At 45.4% G+C, this 22,469-nt stretch carries 7 protein-coding genes; all 7 read left to right on the top strand.

From position 1 onward, the window contains the following. Positions 1-46: 46 nt before the first annotated feature. Positions 47-940: a glycosyltransferase family 2 protein gene (locus E1919_RS11045; protein WP_162053460.1), complete on the top strand. Its 894-nt coding sequence runs from the start codon at positions 47-49 to the stop codon at positions 938-940. Positions 941-952: 12 nt separating this feature from the next. Continuing rightward, positions 953-2,089, top strand: a complete 1,137-nt coding sequence (locus E1919_RS11040; RefSeq protein WP_162053459.1) for a glycosyltransferase family 4 protein — start codon at positions 953-955, stop codon at positions 2,087-2,089. Between the two features lie 132 nt (positions 2,090-2,221). Then, complete coding sequence (locus E1919_RS11035; RefSeq protein WP_162053458.1) at positions 2,222-3,394, top strand: O-antigen ligase family protein; 1,173 nt, start codon at positions 2,222-2,224, stop codon at positions 3,392-3,394. Positions 3,395-5,370: 1,976 nt separating this feature from the next. Continuing rightward, a complete protein-coding gene (locus E1919_RS11030; protein ID WP_162053457.1) occupies positions 5,371-7,329 on the top strand; it encodes a T9SS type A sorting domain-containing protein in 1,959 nt (652 codons plus the stop codon). A 1,726-nt stretch (positions 7,330-9,055) separates the two neighbouring features. Continuing rightward, positions 9,056-13,465, top strand: a complete 4,410-nt coding sequence (locus E1919_RS11025) for a malectin domain-containing carbohydrate-binding protein (RefSeq protein WP_162053456.1) — start codon at positions 9,056-9,058, stop codon at positions 13,463-13,465. 315 nt (positions 13,466-13,780) lie between these two features. Next, the gene (locus E1919_RS11020; RefSeq protein ID WP_162053455.1) at positions 13,781-16,927 is read left to right on the top strand and encodes a malectin domain-containing carbohydrate-binding protein; all 3,147 of its coding nucleotides are present in this window, start codon (positions 13,781-13,783) and stop codon (positions 16,925-16,927) included. A 384-nt stretch (positions 16,928-17,311) separates the two neighbouring features. Further along, positions 17,312-22,288 carry a malectin domain-containing carbohydrate-binding protein gene (locus E1919_RS11015; RefSeq protein ID WP_162053454.1) on the top strand — a complete coding sequence of 1,659 codons (4,977 nt, stop codon included), beginning with the start codon at positions 17,312-17,314 and terminating at the stop codon, positions 22,286-22,288. Positions 22,289-22,469 lie beyond the last annotated feature (181 nt).

Here is a 22,469-nt window from a genome sequence, read left to right as displayed (position 1 = left end):
ACACTTTTAGGAGAAACAACTTTAAATAAGTGTTAAAAATACTATCATGAAATCAAATTCTTTCGTTTCAATTATTATCCCAACCTATCATGATTGGAGCAGGTTAGCGCTTTGCATTAAGGCGCTTGATAATCAGACATACCCAAAAGAATTCTTCGAAGTTATTATTGTAAACAACGATCCGAATGATCAGGTGCCCGCCAATTACTATTTGCCTCGTAACATGAGTATACTATCAGAGGGCAAGGCAGGCTCTTATGCTGCCAGAAATGCTGGTTTGGAGGTTGCTAAAGGAGAAATTATTGGTTTTACTGATGCAGACTGTGTTCCTCATTCAGATTGGATAACAAACGCAGTGGAAAGGTTTAGCACAGGGAATGTCGATAGATTAGGAGGTAAAATTGAACTGTTTTATCAGAATGCTTCAAAAAAGACTTGGATTGAGCTATACGAAAGCATCTATAGCTTTAACCAAAAGAAAACAGTAGAGGTCCTGAAGGGGTCGGTTACGGCAAATTTTTTTGCAAGAAGAGAGCTGTTTGACAAGGTGGGTAAGTTTGATGCAAGTAAGAAGTCAGGTGATGATATTGGCTGGAACAGAAGAGCGAATACACATGGGTTTAACTTATTCTACGCTGATAACGTGAAGATTGGACATCCAGCCAGAGCTACTTTTAAAGAATTCACGAACCAGAGGCGGAGAGAATTTGGAGGGAAAAAAGAGTTTAACCTGAATTTTAAAAGTATAATCAAAAATATACTCTATATTCCTTATCTGTTTTATGTTCTGGTGATCAACAAGACATGGAGTTTGCTTCTTAACGAAAAAAATGTTCCTCTTGTAGATAAGGCTAAAGTTACTACTGTAAACATCTACTTGTACTTTATACTAGTGTTCGAGTTCTTTAAATTAATGTTTGGCGGCGCCAGGGTTAGATAATTATATCACGTTATGAGAATATTAAAGATATTAAATAGTAAAGATAGAGGTGGAGTCTATATTTATGAAGTTCAGTTCATCAAGGAGCTGAAGAAAAGGGGATATATTGTAGATGCGGTGATAGTTGGGGAAGGAGAAAGAACAGAAGAATATCAGAGCCTGTGCAATATCTCTTACAAAATTCCTTATTTAGATGCGCTTTATTCAGGACCTATCCCTAGAATTCTTAATTCGATGCTTAAGTCTTATAAGTTTGGGGTAAAATATGCAAAATTCGTAAGTGAGCAAATAGAATCAGACCAGGCCTATGATGCTATCATGTATTGCAGGCCTAATTTTATTCATCTGGCAGGTTTATTATCCCAAATGATATCCTCTAAAAGTTTTTGGCATTTGCCTAACACTGTAAATGGGAAGGTATCTAAGGCATTCTATAATTTCTATTGTGATAAGTATGGTATAACCTCTATTGGGAATAGTGTTTATACTAAAAACACTTTGGGAGACTCATGTAAACACGTGGTGTACATGGCGTATGATGAAGAACGTGTGCAAAAAAGTGAAACTAATTTCAGGGAGAAATTAGGGATAGACAAAAATGCCCCTGTTTATGGTGTTGCAGCAAGGCTCCACAAAGATAAAGCACAGGATGTTGTTGTGGAGGCATTTGTTAAGTCCGCAATACCAAAGATGGGAGGTCATTTGTTAGTGGCGGGAGGGCCCCTGGACTCTGAGTTTGCAGGTGAAGTTCAGAAGCTTGCTAAAGACCTGTTAGGGAAGCAAGTTCATTTTCTAGGCGATATAAGCGATTTGCCGATGTTTTACTCTAGCGTAGACATCGTAATCAATGGCCGTAGAAATGCAGAACCCTTTGGTATTAGTGTAGCCGAAGCATTAGGAGCTGGTAAACCTGTAATTGCCTATTATCTGGGTGGGCCCTCAGAAATGGTTGAGCATAATGAAAACGGGTGGCTTGTTTCTAAGCCAGATGTTGAGAACTTTACCCTTGCCTACAACGATTCCATTGGTGCCAGAGAAAGGTGGGCTTCGATGGGGCGTGATGCTAAGTCTCGTTCTATGCGTTACGGAGTTGAAAGTAATGTAGATAGACTGATTGATATCATAGAATTAAGTAAGGAGTACGCGTAACCTGAGTTTTAGAAAATGATTATCTAGCTATGTATGAGTTTAAGTAAGTATAAGATATATGTAACAGCTTTATTTGGTGCGATATTCTTCTCTTTCTCGGGGTATTACGTGCTATTGATATTAACTAACAATTTGATTGGAGTAGAATCCTCTCGGCTATTTACTATTCCAATCAGAATTGTAACAGTGTTATTGTTAGCTGTCTCTTTTTTGTGTGCAGGAAGAAAGCGAAGCTTGCATCAGCCTCTGTTAATTTCATTCATCGTCTTTTCTTTGCTGTATGTAGGTCGAATACTAATCGAAATTTTAAAAGGCTCGTCTTATCACATAAGTAACGAATCATTCCTTTTATATTTTCTTTCCTTTGGCTTTTTCCCTTTTCTTCTGTTGTTCCTCAAAAAGGATTATCCAGTTGATTATAAGTTGTATAAATATGCAGTTCTAATTTCAGGCTTTTTACTTGCGGTTCTTACAATTGTTTTCTACAGAGAGTACATAGGCACGGTAGGGAGAATATCACTGGCTGTTTCTAGGGACGAAAATTATATGTCTCCACTTGCATTGTCTTATTCTGGTTCAATGTCTATGGGAGTTGCGCTTTCTCTGCTGTTCACAACTGAAAATTCAAAGTACAGTAAAATAGGGCTTGTCAGTGTTGCCATACTATCCTGTGTCCCTTTCTTTCTTGGAGCTTCGAGAGGTTCCGTTATAGCACTAATAGTACCCTTTCTCTTATTCATCGCTTATCAGAAGAACAAAGTAAAAAGCATGCGTTTGCTACTGGTTCTTATCTTTGTTTCGTTTTTAGTAGTAACGCTCAGTGAATACTTTGGTAGCTCCGTAATTAGTAGATTTGTTGGTATAGAATCTGATATCAGTGAAGGAAGCTCATCTGCGTCAAGGATCACTATCTGGGATATAGCCTTAGAGCACTTTTATAACAACCCGATTTTTGGTGACAGCCTGGAAGTAAGAGAAACCGGCAACCATCCACATAATATATTTATAGAAGTTCTTCTGACAACAGGTATATTAGGAATGATACCTTTCTTGTATTTGATAATCAAGGCCTTTAAGAACTCCGTTATTATTATCAAAAACAACCCAGAGAGTTCTTGGATAATGATCATATTTCTACAGAGCCTAATACAGCATTTATTTAGTGGATCTATTTATAGCGCCAGTTGGCTGTGGTTCTCCTTGTATTTTGTCTTGTCAAATGAAGTAGTCTATAAAAATATTGAGAGTAGTGAAGATGCTGGAGCAAAACTAGTAGACAGTCAAAGAAGTCTTATTTCTAAATAGTCTGTGTTAGTAAAGCCGCTCTGGATTAGTGAGTTCCTCACACTGGGGCAGGCCAAAAGTAGAGAGTTTAGGTCTTATTATATTTCTTGCATCCACTCTTTCAGTAATTCACCATCCAGTGAATTATGGGACGGAAGCCAAGTTATACCCCTGCCGACAAACCTTGGGCACCATTCCTTAGGTCTAGTTCCTCCTCCCTGTAAAGGCTGTGTATACGCTCCTATGGTTGTCTCTCCATCCTTTCGGTCTGAATGAGTTAATGACACTCCAGAAGCCGTATCTAATGCGCACCTGAGCGCTCCTGCATTATGGAACTGTCATATGCTTTGGAGCGGTAATACCAGCCTAAATGGTGAAACAGCACACTCTTACAAGCCTGGTGATAGAAACGCGGTAGCTGTCAGGTAGCCCTGAGGTCAGCTCCTTTGACTAGCTTGGCTTCAGGGCTTTTGGGGCTAGCAAACTTATGTTTGAATCAGGTTCAGCATGCCCTGCAGCATCTGTCTAATTAAAGCTAAGTTAGTTGCCAAATTTTTCAACTAACAGTTTTCCTCCTTTAAAGCTAGAACTTCCGTAGTTCCGGTGCTCCTAAACCTCTTTGCATTTTCCTCTTTTATGAAGGTGATTTCTGCGATTTCCACCTTGCGGCAAACTCTTCTACAGAAACGCCTGTGTCAAAATGCTTGATAGCGAATAAATTTTCCGGACTCCAGGTGAATATTGATTTCTCCAGCAACTTGCTTTTGATTCTGTACGGTTCTGTCCCGCTTTCTCTGCTTTTAGATATACCAGTTTATTGGGGAAAGGGTACTGCATTTCTACACACATTACTCTAAATTGAGTAATTACTCCACAATGTGTGGAGATAATCTACATACTGTGTGATACTGCCTTGGGCCTGAAGTATTAAATAATTTATATAAAAGATTGATATACAGCTTCTTGTGAGATAAGTGTTGTTTTGGCACAAAAATGACTTAATAGAGGGGGTAAGGAAGATGTTTATTTTAACGACAAATAGTATCTCCCTTTCTATTATACTTTAATTGCTCTTAAAAAGTTGCCTGGTTTGTGTTAATTATGTAATTGTATTATCAGGCTGTCTTAAATATGTGCTGATTTGCTGATATATAAAATATATTGTTTTGAGATCTGTATTTAGAGTGTTTTTTGCGAAGATGATATTTGAACTTGAAAAAGATAGCCTTAGAATAAATAGTAGGCCAATTGATTTAGAATAATGAAAGTAGTGCAAAAATTCAATCAGTTATTTTGGTTCTATGTTACTGCACTGTCTTATACAATGTGCTTCTGTCTTTCGTTTGTTGTATAAGTGCTTGTTATGGCTTGTTTTAAGCATGTTTCACTTGTCTCCTGTTATTAGTAATTGTATTATTGTAGAGGTGGCAACTTATGGGGGGTCAAGAATAAGTGCAATGCTTTATAAGTGTAAATGGTTTAACTACGTTTATTTAAACAATATGTTATATAAATTTTTAAAGAACTTGGTGAGATGGTTTTGACGGTGTTAAATTTTGTATAGTTTTGGTTTATATAAATGTATAACAAAAAATAAAATAGAAAGATTATGGGAAATCAGCTTTTAGCCATTCAGCCAAATTTAGTTTTAATTAGAAGTTCTTGTGTTAGTGCAGGTCTTTTTAGAACTGCTAAACCTTTAAACTCGCCACCAATAAGTTAACTACTAACCATATAATCTTGCCTGGGAGTTCAGCAACACTTTGAAAAGTAAAAACAGGTAGGTTATAAACGCTTCTGGAGTAGATCCTGATTTCTTTTATCTGCTTCACTCAACCCTTAAACAATCAAACAGAATTCAATAAACAGCTTTATCCTGATCAAACAAGGAAGAAGATTCTTATTGCCAAAGTGGTATGAATCTTAATATCTATATATTTAAATAGTTAGATTTATACAGAGTGACAAATGACTTATAATTATTCCATATAAAGAAAATGAAAAAACTTTTAGCCCTATTCCTTACAGTTTTTGTATTCTGTAACATCGCTTATAGCCAGGTTGCAGGATCCTTCGAGATTTATATTCTTCCTTACAGATTCGATACACAGTCGATGACGTACTTCAAGAATAATGGTTTTGACACGAATACTACCCGTATCATGACAGAAGGGAGTATCGTCTACTCTGGCGACAAAACAAATTATGATCCTGCCAAAGTGAAGAACTTTTTATTAAAGTCATATCCGGATGCTAACAGCTCAGGAATGCTTACACTTGATTGGGAGTCAGGACCGTACTATGACCTGAGAAATTATCCGTCAACCGATAGCCGCTTTAAAGCAGCAGAAGCTAAACTCATCGGCTTGGTGAACGAAGTGAGAAAGCACAGGCCAAACCTGAAGCTTTCTTATTATTCCATTCCATATCGCTTTTATTACGATTCACAAAATACAAACTGGAACCCCTCCGGGAAGTATGATAACCTTCTGTCTAAACTAGACTTTATAGCTCCTTCCCTTTATATACTTTTTGCAGATGAGGAAACCAGCCACACGAAGAACCTGGAGTACATTAGGAAAAACCTTGACGTCGCTTTAACATATGGGAAAAGACTAAACAAACCAGTTATTCCTTATGTATGGCATAAAGTCCATGCTCAAAGCAAGCTGTACGGAAGCGAAATTATACAGAAAGAGGTCTATGCGAAATACCTCAAATACATATATAACTACTCTTACAACAGTTATAAAGCTAAAGGGTTGTACCTGTGGGATGGTATCGAACGCCGTCTTGATGATCTATCAGGTGTAAACAACCACTTAAGCGGAACTGTTTATGATGCTGCTACTTATGACGCTTGGGTAGTGAGCATGGCAAAAACTGTAAAATCTGCATTGAACTCAGGCACTACTACAACTGAGCCTGCTCCTGCACCAAGCCCAACTACCCAGCAGGTGGTAAGCTTCACATTATTTGATGCCTCCACTAAAAAGGACATCCAAACGATTGCCAACGGCGCTACGCTGAACCTGGCTACCCTTCCTACGAAGAACTTCAACATCCGCGCCAACACAAACCCGGGCACCGTGGGCAGCGTGAAGTTTGCCCTGAGCGGAACACAGAGCAAGAGTGTGACCGAAAGCGCGGCCTCCTACGACCTGATGGGGGATAACGGGTCCTGGACTCCTTCAGTGGGTAGCTACACGTTGAAAGCCACGCCATATACGGCCTCCAAAGGAACGGGCACGGCTGGTACTGCGCTAAGCGTTGGATTTAAGGTAGTGAACGAAACCAGCACAACCCAGAAGGTGGTAAGTTTTACATTATTTGATGCCTCCACTAAAAAGGACATCCTAACGATTGCCAACGGCGCTACGCTGAACCTGGCTACCCTTCCTACAAAGTACCTCAACATCCGCGCCAACACAAATCCGGGCACCGTGGGCAGCGTAGTGTTTGCCCTGAGCGGAACACAGAGCAAGAGCGCAACGGAAAGCACGGCCTCCTACGACCTAATGGGAAGCGGGTCCTGGACTCCTTTAGTGGGTAGCTACACGCTGAAAGCCACGCCATACACGGCCTCCAAAGGAACAGGAACGGCTGGTACTTCTCTGACTATAGGTTTCAAAGTGATAAATCAACTTACATCCAGCAGTACCAGTGCAATGTCTGTATCTGGTGACTCAGCTACATCTGCAGCTCTTGGAGCTAAGCTTGTTCTTTATCCTAATCCAGCCAGTAACCTGGTAAATGTAGAATTAAGAGAGGCAGGAGATGGAGATGCTGTAGTTAATTTATACAGCATGTCTGGAAGCGTTTTGATGACACAGAAGGAAACTGCTACAGGTTTAATGAAGACTGTATTAGATGTTTCTAAATTGCAACAAGGGCTGTACATTATAGAAGTGATTACTTCAAATGGACGCGCCACACAGCGTTTTGTAAAAGAATAATAAGTTGATACTTTAGGCAGAAGAAAAAAGCTTCTGTAAATATCGGCAGCTGTAAAATTCTGATAAGCTAAGAGCTTTGAAGTTTTACAGCTGTCGATATTTTATTTATTTTGTGAACGCCTCAGAAATTCGCTTTATGTTTGTCCATGAAGAACCTTAGGTTGTTAAAATGGTGGGTGTACAGGTAACTCAACAAAACAATTCATAAGTCAACCATAACTTTTAGAGTATCAGCCTTGCTCTGGAATATGTCAGGTTTATTGTCTGTCAATATTTTCTTTAAGACCACAAGCAGGTATTAGTGGTTCCAACCTGTATATTATTCTGTTCTTCATGCTGTGGTTGTCCTGGACCTGTGCCAGCAGTTGCCAAGTCTTAAGTCGTATTTTCCTGTCGGGTGCGGAGATATGCTCTCCCGAAAGACAGCATTCAACCGCCTATGCAGCCTGTTTTCAATACTTCAGTGATTACGCACCAGCCCGTTAAACCCCGCCGGCGTGTCCTGTAAACTGCTAAGGTAGAAGCAGGTCTCATCCATGGCTTTGCCTTTCTTCTCGTGTTGGCCCTCCGTCCTCACCTCACCACCGATTCTAGGTATGGCCCACCGGGCAGGCCGTTGAGCAGTTTTTAACAGTCTTCCGCAAAGGCACTACCTTTTTCTATCCTGCCGCTGCTGAAATCCCGAAAACATTTTCTCCAACTACTTCGGAGTGCTGCCCATTGGCCTGCTTGTGGTCTCTCTTGATGGTTTTCAAACACTTTCCCAATCTTCTGCTATGAGTGTTGCGTTACTCATCTGGCAGCCGACTGCAACAAATCTCATAAAAACCCATTGCAGGTTTAATGACTTTATCAGCTCAGGAACCGCTCTTGCTGACACTCACTTTGTTCGTGTACTCGCAGCACTTTGCAACCAAGTTAAACTGGGGCATGTGGGACCTACAGAAAACGGGACTAACTCATAGGCTAAGTGTAGTGGACAATAGCAAAAACTACTGCGCAGGCAATTGAAGAATCGCTTGAGAGATCGTGGGAGAGGGGCAGTATGACCATTTCAGTAAGCATCTTTGTCATCACTAATAGCCTATATAGAATTATAACTGACCTTACGCAAGAGTCCCAGCGGGACGACCTGTTGATAGAAAAAAGGTCCAATATTCTTCAGCTCCAGCGGAGCTATCTGTTAGGAATATGTTTACAGGCCGCTCCGCTAGAGCTAAGGACAGATTCTGGCCATCAGGCCTTTAACAGGTCGTCCCGGCGGGATCTAAAACAGATTATAAACTGGTGTTGTGTAACGTCAGTTATAAGTTATGCTATTTCAAAAAAATAAAATTGCTGATAGGACATATATTTTTATTCTTAATCCGTAAAGCATAATTCTAATGAAAAATATTAATATCAACATTCCAAAATCTAATTAGAACATATAAATATTATAAAATATATTTAATAATTATAATTTAATTTATGAGTAGACAAATTGTAAATGACAAGTCCTACGAGTGTAAAATTCAGAGAGACGCACTTAGCTTAGCTGTATACTACAAAAGGTATATCGTTAAAAAAATTAGAGAAAGTTTTATACAAGCTCTCATTGAACTTCCTTGCTGTGCTACAAGAGGTGCTTCTGCTTCTTAGAGCATCAACGACAGCGATGCTTTTTTCAAAGCAGATTCACAATAGTAGCTCCCTTGATTCTAAAAAAAAATCACAAAAAAACTGTATGAAAAAATATTTTACTCTTGCACATACAATAAGTTTGTCTGAGATAAAGCCATGGGTTAATCTGCCACTCATCGGACTGATCTTCGTTATTCAATTTCTAAACTTGCATGCCGCTACAGCGCAGGGCTGTCCACCTTTAAGCCCCCTTGCGTGCGACCAGCTGCAGGTTTCGCTTCCTTACAGCCTTAGCTTTAGCGGCTCTGTCTCGGGCACTATCGCTGATAAGAATGGGGCGGGCACGGGTTTCACGGTGGTGGACGCCTACTCCGGCACGCGCCACTCCGACGACGGCACCCCCTCCAGCACCAGTGCTCCGGGCTACGAGGCCTCGAAGCTGACGGTGACCGGGGGCAGGCTGCAGCTAGCCACCAACAAGGGCATCGCCTATGTGGGCAACAACAACCAGCTCAACACGCTGGGTGTGCGGGTGGACTCCCGCTCCAGGCTCACGGTTGAGGTGGCGCTGGTGAACCCCTACTACGGCACCTCCTCCCAGCAGGGGGGGCTTTGGCTGGGGCTGAACGATAAGACATACGTCAAGCTGGTGGTGGTGGGAAACCAGGTGGAGCTTCGCCGGGAGGTCAACGACGGCTCCTCCTCCTCTGACCAGCGCATCACCCCCGCTGTGTCGGGCATTAACAGCTCAACGGTGCGGCTTCGGCTGGCGGTGGACCCTGCCACCAGCACGGCGGAGGGCTTCTACTCGCTCAACGGGGGCGCAGAGCAGCCTGTGGGCACGGCCCTGAGCATCTCAGGCATGGGGCTCACCTCCACCACGGCCTACGCCGGCCTCTTTGCCACTCACCGCAACGGCACCAGTTCCCTTACCTACACCTTCGACGACTTCTCCGTAAAAGGCTCTACCTCATCATCCACAGCGTTGGTGAGCAACGTTTCGGCCACCACGGGTAAGAGCTACGCGCTGGCGGACCTGGCGGTGGGCGTGAAACACTACACCGACCGCACCTACCAGGTGACGAGTGTGCCTAGCTCAGTGAGCGGGGCTTCTCTGATCCAGGCTGCTAACGACGACAAGACCAACACCAGTTCCTCACTGCTTTCCTTCGACCTAAACCAGAACGCCACCGTGTACGTGGCATATGACCCGCGCGCCACTGTGCTGCCTACGTGGCTGAGCGGCTGGCAGAAGCTCACCGACAGGGTGGGGGTTGATGACGCGAAGATCAGTCATATGGACCTTTACAGCAAGGGCTTTGCGGCAGGAAAGGTAAGCTTGGGAGGCAACATGCAGAGCCCTGCGGCGGGCGCGCAGACCAACTACTTTGTGCTCGCCAAGGCAACGGAGGCAGGGACATACACTATTTCTGTTTCTACCACAGGCAGCGGCTCGGTGAGCAAGAGCCCAGAACAGACCAACTATGCATCAGGTACCAGCGTCAGCCTAGCAGCGACGGCGGCTTCAGGCTATACCTTCAGCGGCTGGAGCGGCGATGCTACGGGCACGGCAAACCCGCTGTCGGTGACCATGAATAGCAACAAGAGCATTGTAGCCAACTTTACCCAAACGGGAACATCCACAGCGTTGGTGAGCAATGTTACGGCCACCACGGGTAAGAGCTACGCGCTGGCAGACCTGGCGGTGGGCGTGAAGCACTACACCGACCGCACCTACCAGGTGACGAGCGTGCCTAGCTCGGTGAGCGGGGCTTCTCTTATCCGCACGGCTAACGACGACAAGACCAACACCAGTTCCTCACTGCTTTCCTTCGACCTAAGCCAGAACGCCACCGTGTACGTGGCCTATGACCCGCGCGCCACTGTGCTGCCTACGTGGCTGAGCGGCTGGCAGAAACTAACAGAAAGAGTGGGGGTAGACGACGCGGCGATCAGCTACATGGATATTTATAGCAAGGGCTTTGCAGCAGGTAATGCCACACTAGCAGGTAATATGCAGAGCCCTGCGGCGGGCGCGCAGACCAACTACTTTGTGTTCGCCAAAGCGACAGAGACCGGAGAGGATAATATTGCACCTACAGTGGCAGTGAAGTTGGATGGAGCGCTTCAATCACCTGGAGTTTACAACAATGAAGTAACTGTCTCTATACAGGCATCAGATGAAGGCGGTTCTGGTCTGGCTTCTGTGCAGTACAGCCTTAACGGTGGTGCTTATACTGCATATAGCGCACCTTTCAAGATCACCAAAATAGGAGATTATACCATAAGCGGGAGAGCGACCGACGGCAATGGGAACCAGACTACTACTGATGTTACAAAGTTTAGTGTTGTCGAATCAACGCAAAGCAACGCTTACATGGTGGTTGAAAACATGGATAAATTTCAGGCTCCGGATCGTCTGACCTTTTCTCTCATTCAGATTCCATGGAGGCGCAAAAATAGTGATGGCACCTACACACCGTATAATGAAAATCATAATAAGGTAAGGCTAAAGATCAGTAATAAAGGTGCAGGTACACTGGTTGTAAACGAGCTGAAGTTTTCTAACACCACTGCCTGGAGGATCAATTCACTGAACGGCGTTGCATATGACCCTAACACTGCACTACCTCTGAGCCTCAATTCAGGTGCTTCCGCTGAAGCTGAGATCGAATTTATTGCAAAGGACCTGGGTGGTCGGGTTAAAATTTTGAATGATAAGCTTTACATATCATCAAATGATGTTACGGTTCCTTATAAAGAAGTAAAGTTGCATGGATTGTGGCAGTACAGGGGAGAAGCAAGTAATGAACCTTATGCACAGGAAATAATACAGGCCTTTGGGTTTTCGACTCAAAGTGGGTATACAGCAATTGATGGAGGAAATGAAGGAAGTACGATCATACCTAACTCTGATGAAATCCTATCGGCTTATTTTGTGAGGGCTGATGCAAGCAAGCCTGTGTCTGTAATTCAAATGGCGGCATACCACGGCTGTTGCTCCCAGACTGAAAGCTTTAACTGGTATTACAAAGGCACTACTGATTATAGAATGCTTTTCAGGCATGATGGGCTATATGGCCAATCGCTGCTGCCAAAAATGAATGGCACTACCACTGCGCTTTCTTCAGGTACCTTTAACCCAACTGGAGCCATTGGCTTTAAAGTTAGCAGCGCTTTTTCAGACAGGACCCTTAATTACCAGGGTAAGATAGGAATGCGCATCTGGAAAGCTGTGGATGCCAATGGCAACGTTATACCAAATGCATACATCATTGGCACCGATTACCTAGGTACAGATTTTACAAACTATGATTACCAGGACAACGTGTACTATGTGGAAAATGTGCGGCCGGAAACAGGAGCTATCCATTATTCTGAATTAGGGGCAGCACCTTCAGCAGTTGAATTTGGTGCAGTGATGACAGGAGGTAGCAAAAGCCTGACAGTTAACCTGAAAAATTTGGGTAAGACATACGCTGATGGCAGCAAAGATCCTTCCATCACCATAAATCGAGTTGAGATTGTAGGCCCTAATAGCAATGAGTTTTCAACAACCATGCCGTCAACAACAACCCTTGCACCACAGAATAACATTGGTATCTCAGTCAGCTTTAAACCTGCCAGCCTCGGTATTAAGAATGCTGCTTTACTGGTGCATTATAGTAGTGGAGACTCTCCTCTTCGTATTCCGCTTTATGGCATTGCCAATACTAATGACGCAAGCATTGGTATAACAAAGCGTATAAAAGGGGCAGCGGATGTAAGTGTAACAATTAGCGGTAAAACCTGGGAGGCAGATAAGAGCTATAGGCAAGGATCTGTCAGACTAGATAAGCAGAATGTTGCCGGACCGATTGCGGCAACAGATGAGGATGTCCTTTATCAGACATACCTCTCGGCTTCGAGTGATTTGGCTGAAACACGGTATGCGATACCATTAAACAACGGTAGCTATATGGTGCGAATGCACTTTGTGGAAAATTACTTTTGGGCAGAAGGAGCCAGAGTATTTAATATCAAGATGGAAAACGCGCTACGCCTCTCTGGCTTTGATATCTATCGCGAGGTGGGCTACAGATCGGCACTTGTGAAGGATTTTGTAGTAGATGTAAATGATGGCACGCTAAACATCAATTTTAACCCAACAGCTAACCGTCTGGCCATCGCAGGAGTCGAGATATTCCAGGCGTCATACGGGGCAAGCCTCGCACAATCAACTACAGGAGAAATGCGAATCCTTACCGACGGCCTGAAAATGCAGGTGTATCCAAACCCTAACACCGGCGATAAGATGCATGTGGCATTAGAGGGCTTCAAACAGCAGGAAAAAGTAAACGTCACCATCTATGATATTGCTGGTAGAGTGGTTCATTCTACTGAAGTAAATGCCAATGGGCAGGGAGCTTCCAACAATGAGATTGTAGTAGACAAACGGTTGGGTCGAGGTCTTTACATCATAAAGGCAAAGGCTATGTCCGGTGAGGTGCGAACAAAGCTGGTAATTGAATAACAAATGACAACGAGCTGAAGGGAGTGCTGTGATAGCCTCCCTTCAGCTCGTTGTCTAAATTTCCTTGTGATGGTATTGCCTCATTGTATAGCAGTTTCAGAAATGCTCTACTTTCTGTTGTAAGCCTGCATCAGGAATTGATGTCGCAGTCAAACCTTTTCTATAAGTCAAAATTATTTTAAGTTACCTATGAGAAAAAGCTCTACTTCTATTTCTGAGCAATCCGTTCCAGTAGGTTGGGTATGGAGGGCGTTATTTGTTGTTCTACAGTTTTACATTTTCTCGCCCCTAGTGCTGGCGCAGGGCTGTCCACCTTTGAGCCCCCTTGCATGCGACCAACTGCAGGTTTCGCTGCCCTACAGCCTTAGCTTTAGCGGCTCTGTCTCGGGCACTATCGCCGACAAGAATGGGGCGGGCACGGGTTTCACGGTGGTGGACGCCTACTCCGGCACGCGCCACTCCGACGACGGCACCCCCTCCAGCACCAGTGCTCCGGGCTACGAGGCCTCGAAGCTGACGGTGACCGGGGGCAGGCTGCAGCTAGCCACCAACAAGGGCATCGCTTATGTGGGTAACAACAACCAGCTCAACACGCTGGGTGTGCGGGTGGACTCCCGCTCCAGGCTCACGGTTGAGGTGACGCTGGTGAACCCCTACTACGGCACCTCCTCCCAGCAGGGGGGGCTTTGGCTTGGGCTGAACGATAAGACACACGTCAAGCTGGTGGTGGTTGGAAACCAGGTGGAGCTTCGCCGGGAGGTCAACGACGGCTCCTCCTCCTCTGACCAGCGCATCACCCCCGCTGTGTCGGGCATCAACAGCTCGACGGTGCGGCTTCGGCTGGCGGTGGACCCTGCCACCAGCACGGCGGAAGGCTTCTACTCGCTCAACGGGGGAGCGGAGCAGCCTGTGGGCACAGCCCTGAGCATCTCAGGCATGGGCCTTACCTCCACCACGGCCTACACCGGCCTCTTTGCCACTCACCGCAATGGCACCAGTTCCCTCACCTACACCTTCGACGACTTCTCCGTAAAAGGCTCTACCCCATCAGGAAATAAACCGCCGGTATTTACATCTGGCAGTTATACTTACACTGTATCCGATCATGCTGCCATAGGTACTACTGTTGGTACTGTAACAGCCTCAGATCCGGAGGGAAAATCTGTTGCGTATGCTATTACAGCTGGTAATACAAACGGTGCCTTTGCCATCAACTCGTCTACCGGTGCCATTAAAGTAGCCAAAAGCCTGAATTATCATACACAGTCAAACTATTCTTTAACGATACAAGCCTCAGATGTGGAGGGGGGATATGGTACGGCCACAGTTGCTTTTACGATATCTGCTGGAACTGCGGCACCTGCCTTTAACAGCATTACCTGGGAGACTGCTGCCAGTCAACCTTTTAGTGTAAGTGAAGCACAGGGTGAAGTAGTCGATGGCAAACTGTATACTTTTGGAGGTTTTGATAGTCAGAAATCATGTTGTACACCTACTAGCCGGGCCTATGTGTATGATCCTGTCGCGAACAACTGGTCTGCTATCGCTTCTATGCCACCTATGAATGGCACCAGTTATGGAGGAGTTACGCATGCAGGCTTTGCTACTGATGGAACAGACATTTACTTTGCAGGTGGCTATACTGCCAACTCATCAGGGGCAGGACAAATATTCGGCACTAAAGAGGTGTGGAAGTATTCAGTGTCTGAAAACCGTTACATCAGGTTACCTGATCTGCCCATTCCTATCTCTGCAGGGCAATTAGAATATCTAAACGGAAAGCTACATCACATAGCTGGCACAAATCAGGCGCGTACGCAAGATTTAGGTAACCATTATGTGTTGGACTTGGATAACTTAAATACAGGCTGGAAAACTCTGGCAGCGTTACCTAACCCTCGACAGCATGCCGGATCAGCCGTAGTTGAAGGAAAAATCTATTTTATTGGGGGGCAGACAGGGCACGACAGCCATCTTAGCACATCAAAAGAGGTCCATCGTTACGAACCAGCAACTGATAGCTGGACTAAGGTGGCTGATTTGCCTGTCCCTACCGGAACCAACGGCCGCGGCCACATCTCGTCTTCAGTCATTGTGATTGGTGAGCGGATACTTGTCCTGGGAGGAGAAACTGTGCACAACAGTGGGCGTACCAATTTAGTTTCGGAATACAGTCCTACCTCTAATTCTTGGAGAAACCTTACAGGATTACCTTCATCACGTTATTCTGGTGTTTCAGCTTTCCTGAACAGCACTATCTATTACACCAGTGGGAGTAACTCAAGTACTACTTTTAAAGGTGTGCCCGAACAGCTTACAAGTTCTCAGAAGGTAGAGAGTTTTACATTAATCAATGCGAGTACAAAGCAAGATATACTAACACTAACGGATGGTTCTACTCTAAACCTGGCTACTTTACCGACGACTAATCTGAACATCCGGGCTAATACCAGTCCGGCAACTGTGGGTAGTGTCGTCTTTACTTTAAGCGGAACAGAAAGTAAAAAGGTAACTGAGAACGTGGCTCCTTATGACTTGATGGGGGACAAAGGTGCTTGGACACCAGTTGCAGGTAGTTACACGCTGAAAGCAACCCCCTATTCCTCTTCCAATGGAGGCGGAACAGCAGGCAGTGCCTTAGAAATAAGTTTTTCCGTAGTCAACCAGAATACTACATCTTCAACTGTTCTCATCAACTCAGGAGGGTTCATGTATGTGGACGGGCAATCCAGAACCTGGGATGCAGATGCTTACTACTCGGGTGGCATAACCTCCTCCAAGTCTTTTGATGTGGCGGGCACTACTGATGATGAGATCTACCTGAAATACAGGTATGCTTCATCCGGGGCACCTTTCAATTATAACTTGCCGGTAGATGGAACCGGACCTTACACGGTGAAGCTGCATTTTGTAGAGCCGTTTTTCGGGGCTCCTGGTGGCAAAACAACAGGTTTGGCAGGTGCTCGCGTATTTCATGTGGATATAGAGGGGCAAAGGGTGGTCAGTAACTACGATATTTACTCCCAGGATGGTGCGGCGAAGGCTATAGTAAAGACTTTTCATGATGTGTCTGTAACTGACGGTATGTTGAATATTCTCTTTACCTCAGTGAAGGATAATGCCATTATTTCTGCTATTGAAGTTATTCATGAAACGTCAACTATGCTTATGAGCACAGTCCAGGATGAAAGGGACCAGAACCTAAAGCTGCAGGTTTATCCAAATCCTAGTACAGGCGACCGGGTACACCTGGCACTTGAGGGTTTCAAACAGCAGGAAAGGGTTAACATAGTCCTTTATGATATGGCTGGCCGAGCTATTCTAGCTACTGCGGTTAAAACGGATCAGCAGGGGGGGAGCAATACAGAGATGTCCATCAGCAGTAATTTAGCAAATGGCATGTATATTATTAAAGCACAAAGTGCCACCAGGGAGGTGCGTGCAAAGCTGCTTCTAAAGTAAATATATGAACCTAAGGAGCGTGGTAAGTAAAGGCTATGCTCCTTAGGCTTGTTCTAAAACCTAAACCATAAAACATATTGCTTCATATACAGCAAGTTAGCTTCTGAATTACATGCTGTATTAGAATAGCTACATCTTTTATGGACAAGGATGCGTACATCCGTCCTGTAGATAAAATATAAAATTTTATATATAAAAAACAATATTTACTATACCATACAAAGCTTTGGATCACAAATATTAGATAAAATTTCCTCCAATAGTTATTTACCTGATATTACTCTTGACTTAGAAGCCCTACTTCTCTTGTCGTTTTATGACCCTATGTCTCAGATAGCTATTCTACATTTCTGTTTATGACTCACTTATATTAAACAAGTAATTGTGAAAAAGAATTTATACCCCAGTTCTAGTTATAGACTGCTGGCGCTTTATGCATATCATGCGTTGCTGGCCGCTGTGCTAATCTGCGCTGTCTCGGTTTCAGTAGTGGCGCAGAACTTGCCAACATGGAACATGATTGCCACTAACCAGACACGGGTCTTACCTTCCCATAGCCCAGCATCTAGCGGCTCTGTTTTGGATAAGGTTAGTAGTAACCATTATCCGGGAATGGTCTTCGCAAAAGCAGATACCCGCTCAAGCTCATACGATAACCAGGATAACACTCGCGCCAGCTCTTATACACCGGGGTACGAGGTGTTTGACCTGATGGTAACGTCAAGAAAGCTACAGGAGCAATCATCTACAGAACTGGTGAGTAATGTAAATGCTGCTACCGGTAAAAGTTATACTTTGTCTCTTTTGGAGGTAGGAGTAAACCACTATACCGATCGCACTTTCCAGGTAACGAGCGTGCCTACTTCACTGAGCAGTGTCACTATGATTCGGACTGCTAATGACGACAAAACCAATAACAGTTCTTCGCTGCTCTCCTTTAATTTGAGTCAGGAGGCTACTGTGTACGTGGCCTATGATCCGCGCGCCACGGCACTGCCTACCTGGCTGAGCGGTTGGCAGAAGCTCTCTGACCGGGTGGGAGTCAACGACTCGAAGATCAGCTATATGAATCTCTACAGCAAGAGCTTTCCTGCCGGTACCGTTACACTCGGAGGGAACATGCAGAGCCCGGCGGCAGGGGCACAGAACAACTACTTTGTAATTGCAAAAGCAGTAGAGGCAGGAAAATATATTTTGTCTGTCTCCACCACAGGCAGCGGGTGGGTGAGTAAAAACCCAGATCAAACCAGCTACGCCTCGGGCACCAGCGTCAGCCTGACGGCGACGGCGGCCTCAGGCTATAAGTTCAGTGGCTGGAGCGGAGATGCCAGTGGCACGGCAAACCCGCTGTCGCTGACGATGGACAGCAACAAAAGTATTACCGCCAACTTTACCCAAACTGAATCATCAACAGGATTGGTGAGCAATGTCTCTGTTACCAGTGGCAGAAGTTATATTGTGGCAGATTTGGCAGTAGGAGTATATCACTACACCGATCGCACTTTCCAGGTAACGAGCGTGCCTACTTCACTGAGCAGTGTCACTATGATTCGGACTGCTAATGACGACAAAACCAATAACAGTTCTTCGCTGCTCTCCTTTAATTTGAGTCAGGAGGCTACTGTGTACGTGGCCTATGATCCGCGCGCCACGGCACTGCCTACCTGGCTGAGCGGTTGGCAGAAGCTCTCTGACCGGGTGGGAGTCAACGACTCGAAGATCAGCTATATGAATCTCTACAGCAAGAGCTTTCCTGCCGGTACCGTTACACTCGGAGGGAATATGCAGAGCCCGGCGGCAGGGGCACAGAACAACTACTTTGTAATTGCAAAAGGCTCTACCTCAACAACCAATCAGGCTCCGGTTGCCAACGCCGGTCCTGACAAGACTATAACACTACCTACAGACTATGTATCACTAGATGGCTCGGGGGCAGACGCTGATGGTACGATCAGCGGCTACAGTTGGAGGCAGGTTAATGGGCCGGGTGCAGCCACTTTCAGCAGCACAACAGTTGCTAAGCCTACGGTAAGTAAACTGTTGGCTGGAAATTATGTTTTTGGGCTGGTGGTGCGCGACGACCAGAATATTGCGAGCGCGGAAGACCAGGTGACGGTGACGGTGCAAAGTGCCACAACGAGCTCAGGCTGCCCCCCTTACAGCACCATCCCTTGCGACCAGTTGCAGGTCGCGCTTCCCTTTAACCTCAGTTTCGGCGGTCCTGTAGCGGGCACAGTGGCAGATAAAAATGGTGCGGGCACAGGCTTCACAATGGTGGATGCCTATTCAGGTGTGCGCAACTCCGGTGACGGAACCCCCTCCAACTCTAACTTGCCGGGCTATGAGGCCTCGAAACTAACAATTGCCTCTGGCAGGCTGCAGGTAGTCACCAACAAGGGCATTGCCTATATAAACAACAATAACCAGATCAACGCTCTGGGCGTGCGGGTGGATTCCCGCTCAATGCTTGCTTTAGAGGTGAAGCTGGTGAATCCATATTACGGTACCTCTTCGCAGCAGGGGGGGCTTTGGATGGGACTCAACGACAGAACGTTTGTAAAACTAGTGGTGGTAGGAAACAAGGTGGAACTGCGCCGGGAAATTAATGACGGCTCCTCCACCTCTGACCAGCGTACTACAAGTAGTATTTCCGGCATTAATAACGCTCTGGTGCGGCTGCGGCTGGAGGTGGATCCTGCAGCCAGCATGGTGTCAGGATTTTACTCGCTGAACGGAGGAACGGAGCAGAGCGTGGGTACGGCGTTGAGCATCTCTGGCATGGGACTCACCACCTCAACTGCCTATGCCGGAATATATGCCACCCACCGTAACGGCACCAGCCCCGTGACCTATACCTTTGACGACTTTGCCGTAGCTACGCTTATGCCTACAGATTCATTGAATCCGTATGTCACAGCGGTACGACCTGAAAATGGAGCGACAGGTGTTCACTTGGATCAGTCAGTATCTGTTGATTTAGCGTTTCCTAGTGGCGCCTCTTTGGATGGTTCTACCGTTAATCCAGGCACAGTAAAATTGTACAAAATAGCTAGTGGAACAAAAACGGAGGTAACTGGAACAGCCGTTAATTCAACCGCTGCCGGAGATGCCATTACCCTCACGGCCACATTGGCGCTTAGCACCAAGTATGAGTTTGTGATTTCTGATAAGGTGAAAGACTTGAATGGTCACGCAATGCTCCCTTTCACATCCAGCTTCACCACGACAAGTACTGCCGAAAAGTTACCGGCTGATTTAGAAGGAGTGTCTTTTACAGAGCAAATTCTGATTGACAGGAATTTTGGAAGTGATGGGTTTACCTCTCTGGCTATAGGACCGGACCGTCGACTGTATGCAACCACTTCCGGAGGAAAGATTGAGCGCTGGGATATAAGATCAGATGGAACACTTGCTAATCATTTCTCCATATCTCCGTTTGGTTCAAGCCGACGTCTGATTGTAGGTTTTCGTTTTGACCCGGCAGCAACTAAAAACGATCTGCTTGTCTGGGTAAGCCATTCTGCTCCTGAGTTTTTGGATGCCCCTGATTGGTCAAGTAAGGTTTCGAAAATAAACTTAAACAATCCTTCAAGCCCGCAGGTGGTAGATTATGTGATCAATCTGCCGCGTTCAATCAAGGACCACTCTGTCTTTTCCATAGATTTTGGTCCGGATGGCGCCATGTACTTTATGCAGGGTGGCAACTCGGCCATGGGGGCACCTGACCCATCCTGGGGAGACAGACCAGAAAGGCTTCTATCAGCAGCGGTATTGCGCCTGGATATAAAAATGGCAGAACAACAGACATTGCCTATAGATGCTAAAACAGAAGAAGGAGGCAACTATAATCCTTATGCGACCAACGCACCGTTAACGCTTTATGCTACGGGTTTAAGGAATGCTTATGATCTTGTTTGGCATACGAATGGCCAATTGTACGTGCCTACAAATGGCTCTGCTGCCGGTGGAAGTACACCAGCACTTAAATCTGGAACAGTCTGGTCAAACGGAAGCGTTTATACGGGCCCTGATATACCGGGTATGACAAATGTGCGGGCTACACAAAGTGATTACTTGTTCAGGGTAGTGAAAGGGGGGTACTATGGTCATCCAAATGTACTTCGTAACGAGTACATCATGAACGGAGGTAATCCTACATCTGGTGTGGATCCTGGCGAAGTAGTATGGACGGCCGACGAACAGGCGTACGGCTACCCGGTAGGTACCCCAACTGAGCCAAATTACCGGGGTTGGTCCTACGACTTTGGCTTGAATAAATCTCCAAATGGGGTAATTGAGTACAAAAGCAATGCGTTTGGAGGTAGGCTTACAGGTAAGCTCCTTGTTTGCCGCTTTAGTGGTGGTGATGACCTGATGCTGCTGGAGCCTGGAGGAACAAAGATGGATATTGTTCGCGCGATAGAAGGTAGCCTGATTCCGGGGCTGCGGCGCCCTTATTCAAACCCTCTTGATGTTATCGAAGATGTTTTAACGGGTAATCTGTATCTTTCTGAGTATTTTGATGGCAATGGAGATGGACAGCCCAGGATAACTTTACTCAGACCGAGCCAGCCCGCTATTGCGACACGCGTTAATGCCGGTGGCCCACAATATAAGGACAGCAAGTCATTAACTTGGGGAGCTGACACTTATGCGAAGGGAGGTACAAATGGTTCCAAGTCTTTTGATGTTCAGAATACGACAGACGATGAGCTGTACCTGAAGTACAGGTTTGCTTTATCCGGGGCTCCTTTCAGCTACAGCCTTCCTGTAAGTGGTTCAGGACCATATACTGTGAAGCTTCATTTCGTGGAGCCATATTATGGCGCGCCCGGTGGCAAGACAACCAGCTTGGCAGGTGCGCGGGTGTTTAATGTGGATGTAGAAGGGCAAAGAGTGCTCAGCAACTACGATATCTATTCGCAGGACGGCGCCGGAAAGGCTGTCGTGAAAACTTTCAACAATGTGACAGTGGTGGATGGCATGCTTGATGTAGTCCTCAGCTCTGTGAAAGACAACGCCATTATTTCGGCATTAGAAGTTGTAGAGGGAACAGTAGCAACAGCTGTGGGTATATTCCCGGATGTTGCGGAGGACGATTCAAAACTAAAGGTCTATCCTAACCCTAGTAATAAGGGCAAAGTATTTATTGAACTCAATGATGTAGGTGACTCTGAGCCAGTTAATATAACACTCCAGGATATGGCAGGTCGGGTACTACTATCAACTACAGTGGTGACGGACGAGCAAGGCGCTGCCAGTGCAACATTGGATTTTGACAAAACTATCCAACGTGGCCTTTACATCATCAAAGCCCAATCCTCATCGGCTGTTTGGTCCCAAAAATTAATTGTTGAATAGATGATTTCCATATAGGGCACCAAAGGCAGTACCGCTACAAAATATTTGATTGTAGTGGTACTGCCTTTGGTGCTTTTAGGAGTTATTACTGTTAAAAGAAAAAGCTACAGCCTATAAGCAAGTGCTGTCTACTATCTGTGCTAATGATTATGAATGAGTTTAAACCGTGCACTTGTCAGCT

The sequence above is a fragment of the Pontibacter pamirensis genome (genome assembly GCF_010015475.1).
Lineage (GTDB): Bacteria > Bacteroidota > Bacteroidia > Cytophagales > Hymenobacteraceae > Pontibacter > Pontibacter pamirensis.
This window is presented reverse-complemented; position numbering and strand designations above follow the sequence as displayed.

What these genes read in the sequence shown, in the direction of transcription:
- E1919_RS11040 (WP_162053459.1), top strand. Translation starts at nt 953, where the DNA reads ATGAGAATATTAAAGATATTAAATAGTAAAGATAGAGGTGGAGTCTAT.
- E1919_RS11030 (WP_162053457.1), top strand. Translation starts at nt 5,371, where the DNA reads ATGAAAAAACTTTTAGCCCTATTCCTTACAGTTTTTGTATTCTGTAAC.
- E1919_RS11045 (WP_162053460.1), top strand. Translation starts at nt 47, where the DNA reads ATGAAATCAAATTCTTTCGTTTCAATTATTATCCCAACCTATCATGAT.
- E1919_RS11025 (WP_162053456.1), top strand. Translation starts at nt 9,056, where the DNA reads ATGAAAAAATATTTTACTCTTGCACATACAATAAGTTTGTCTGAGATA.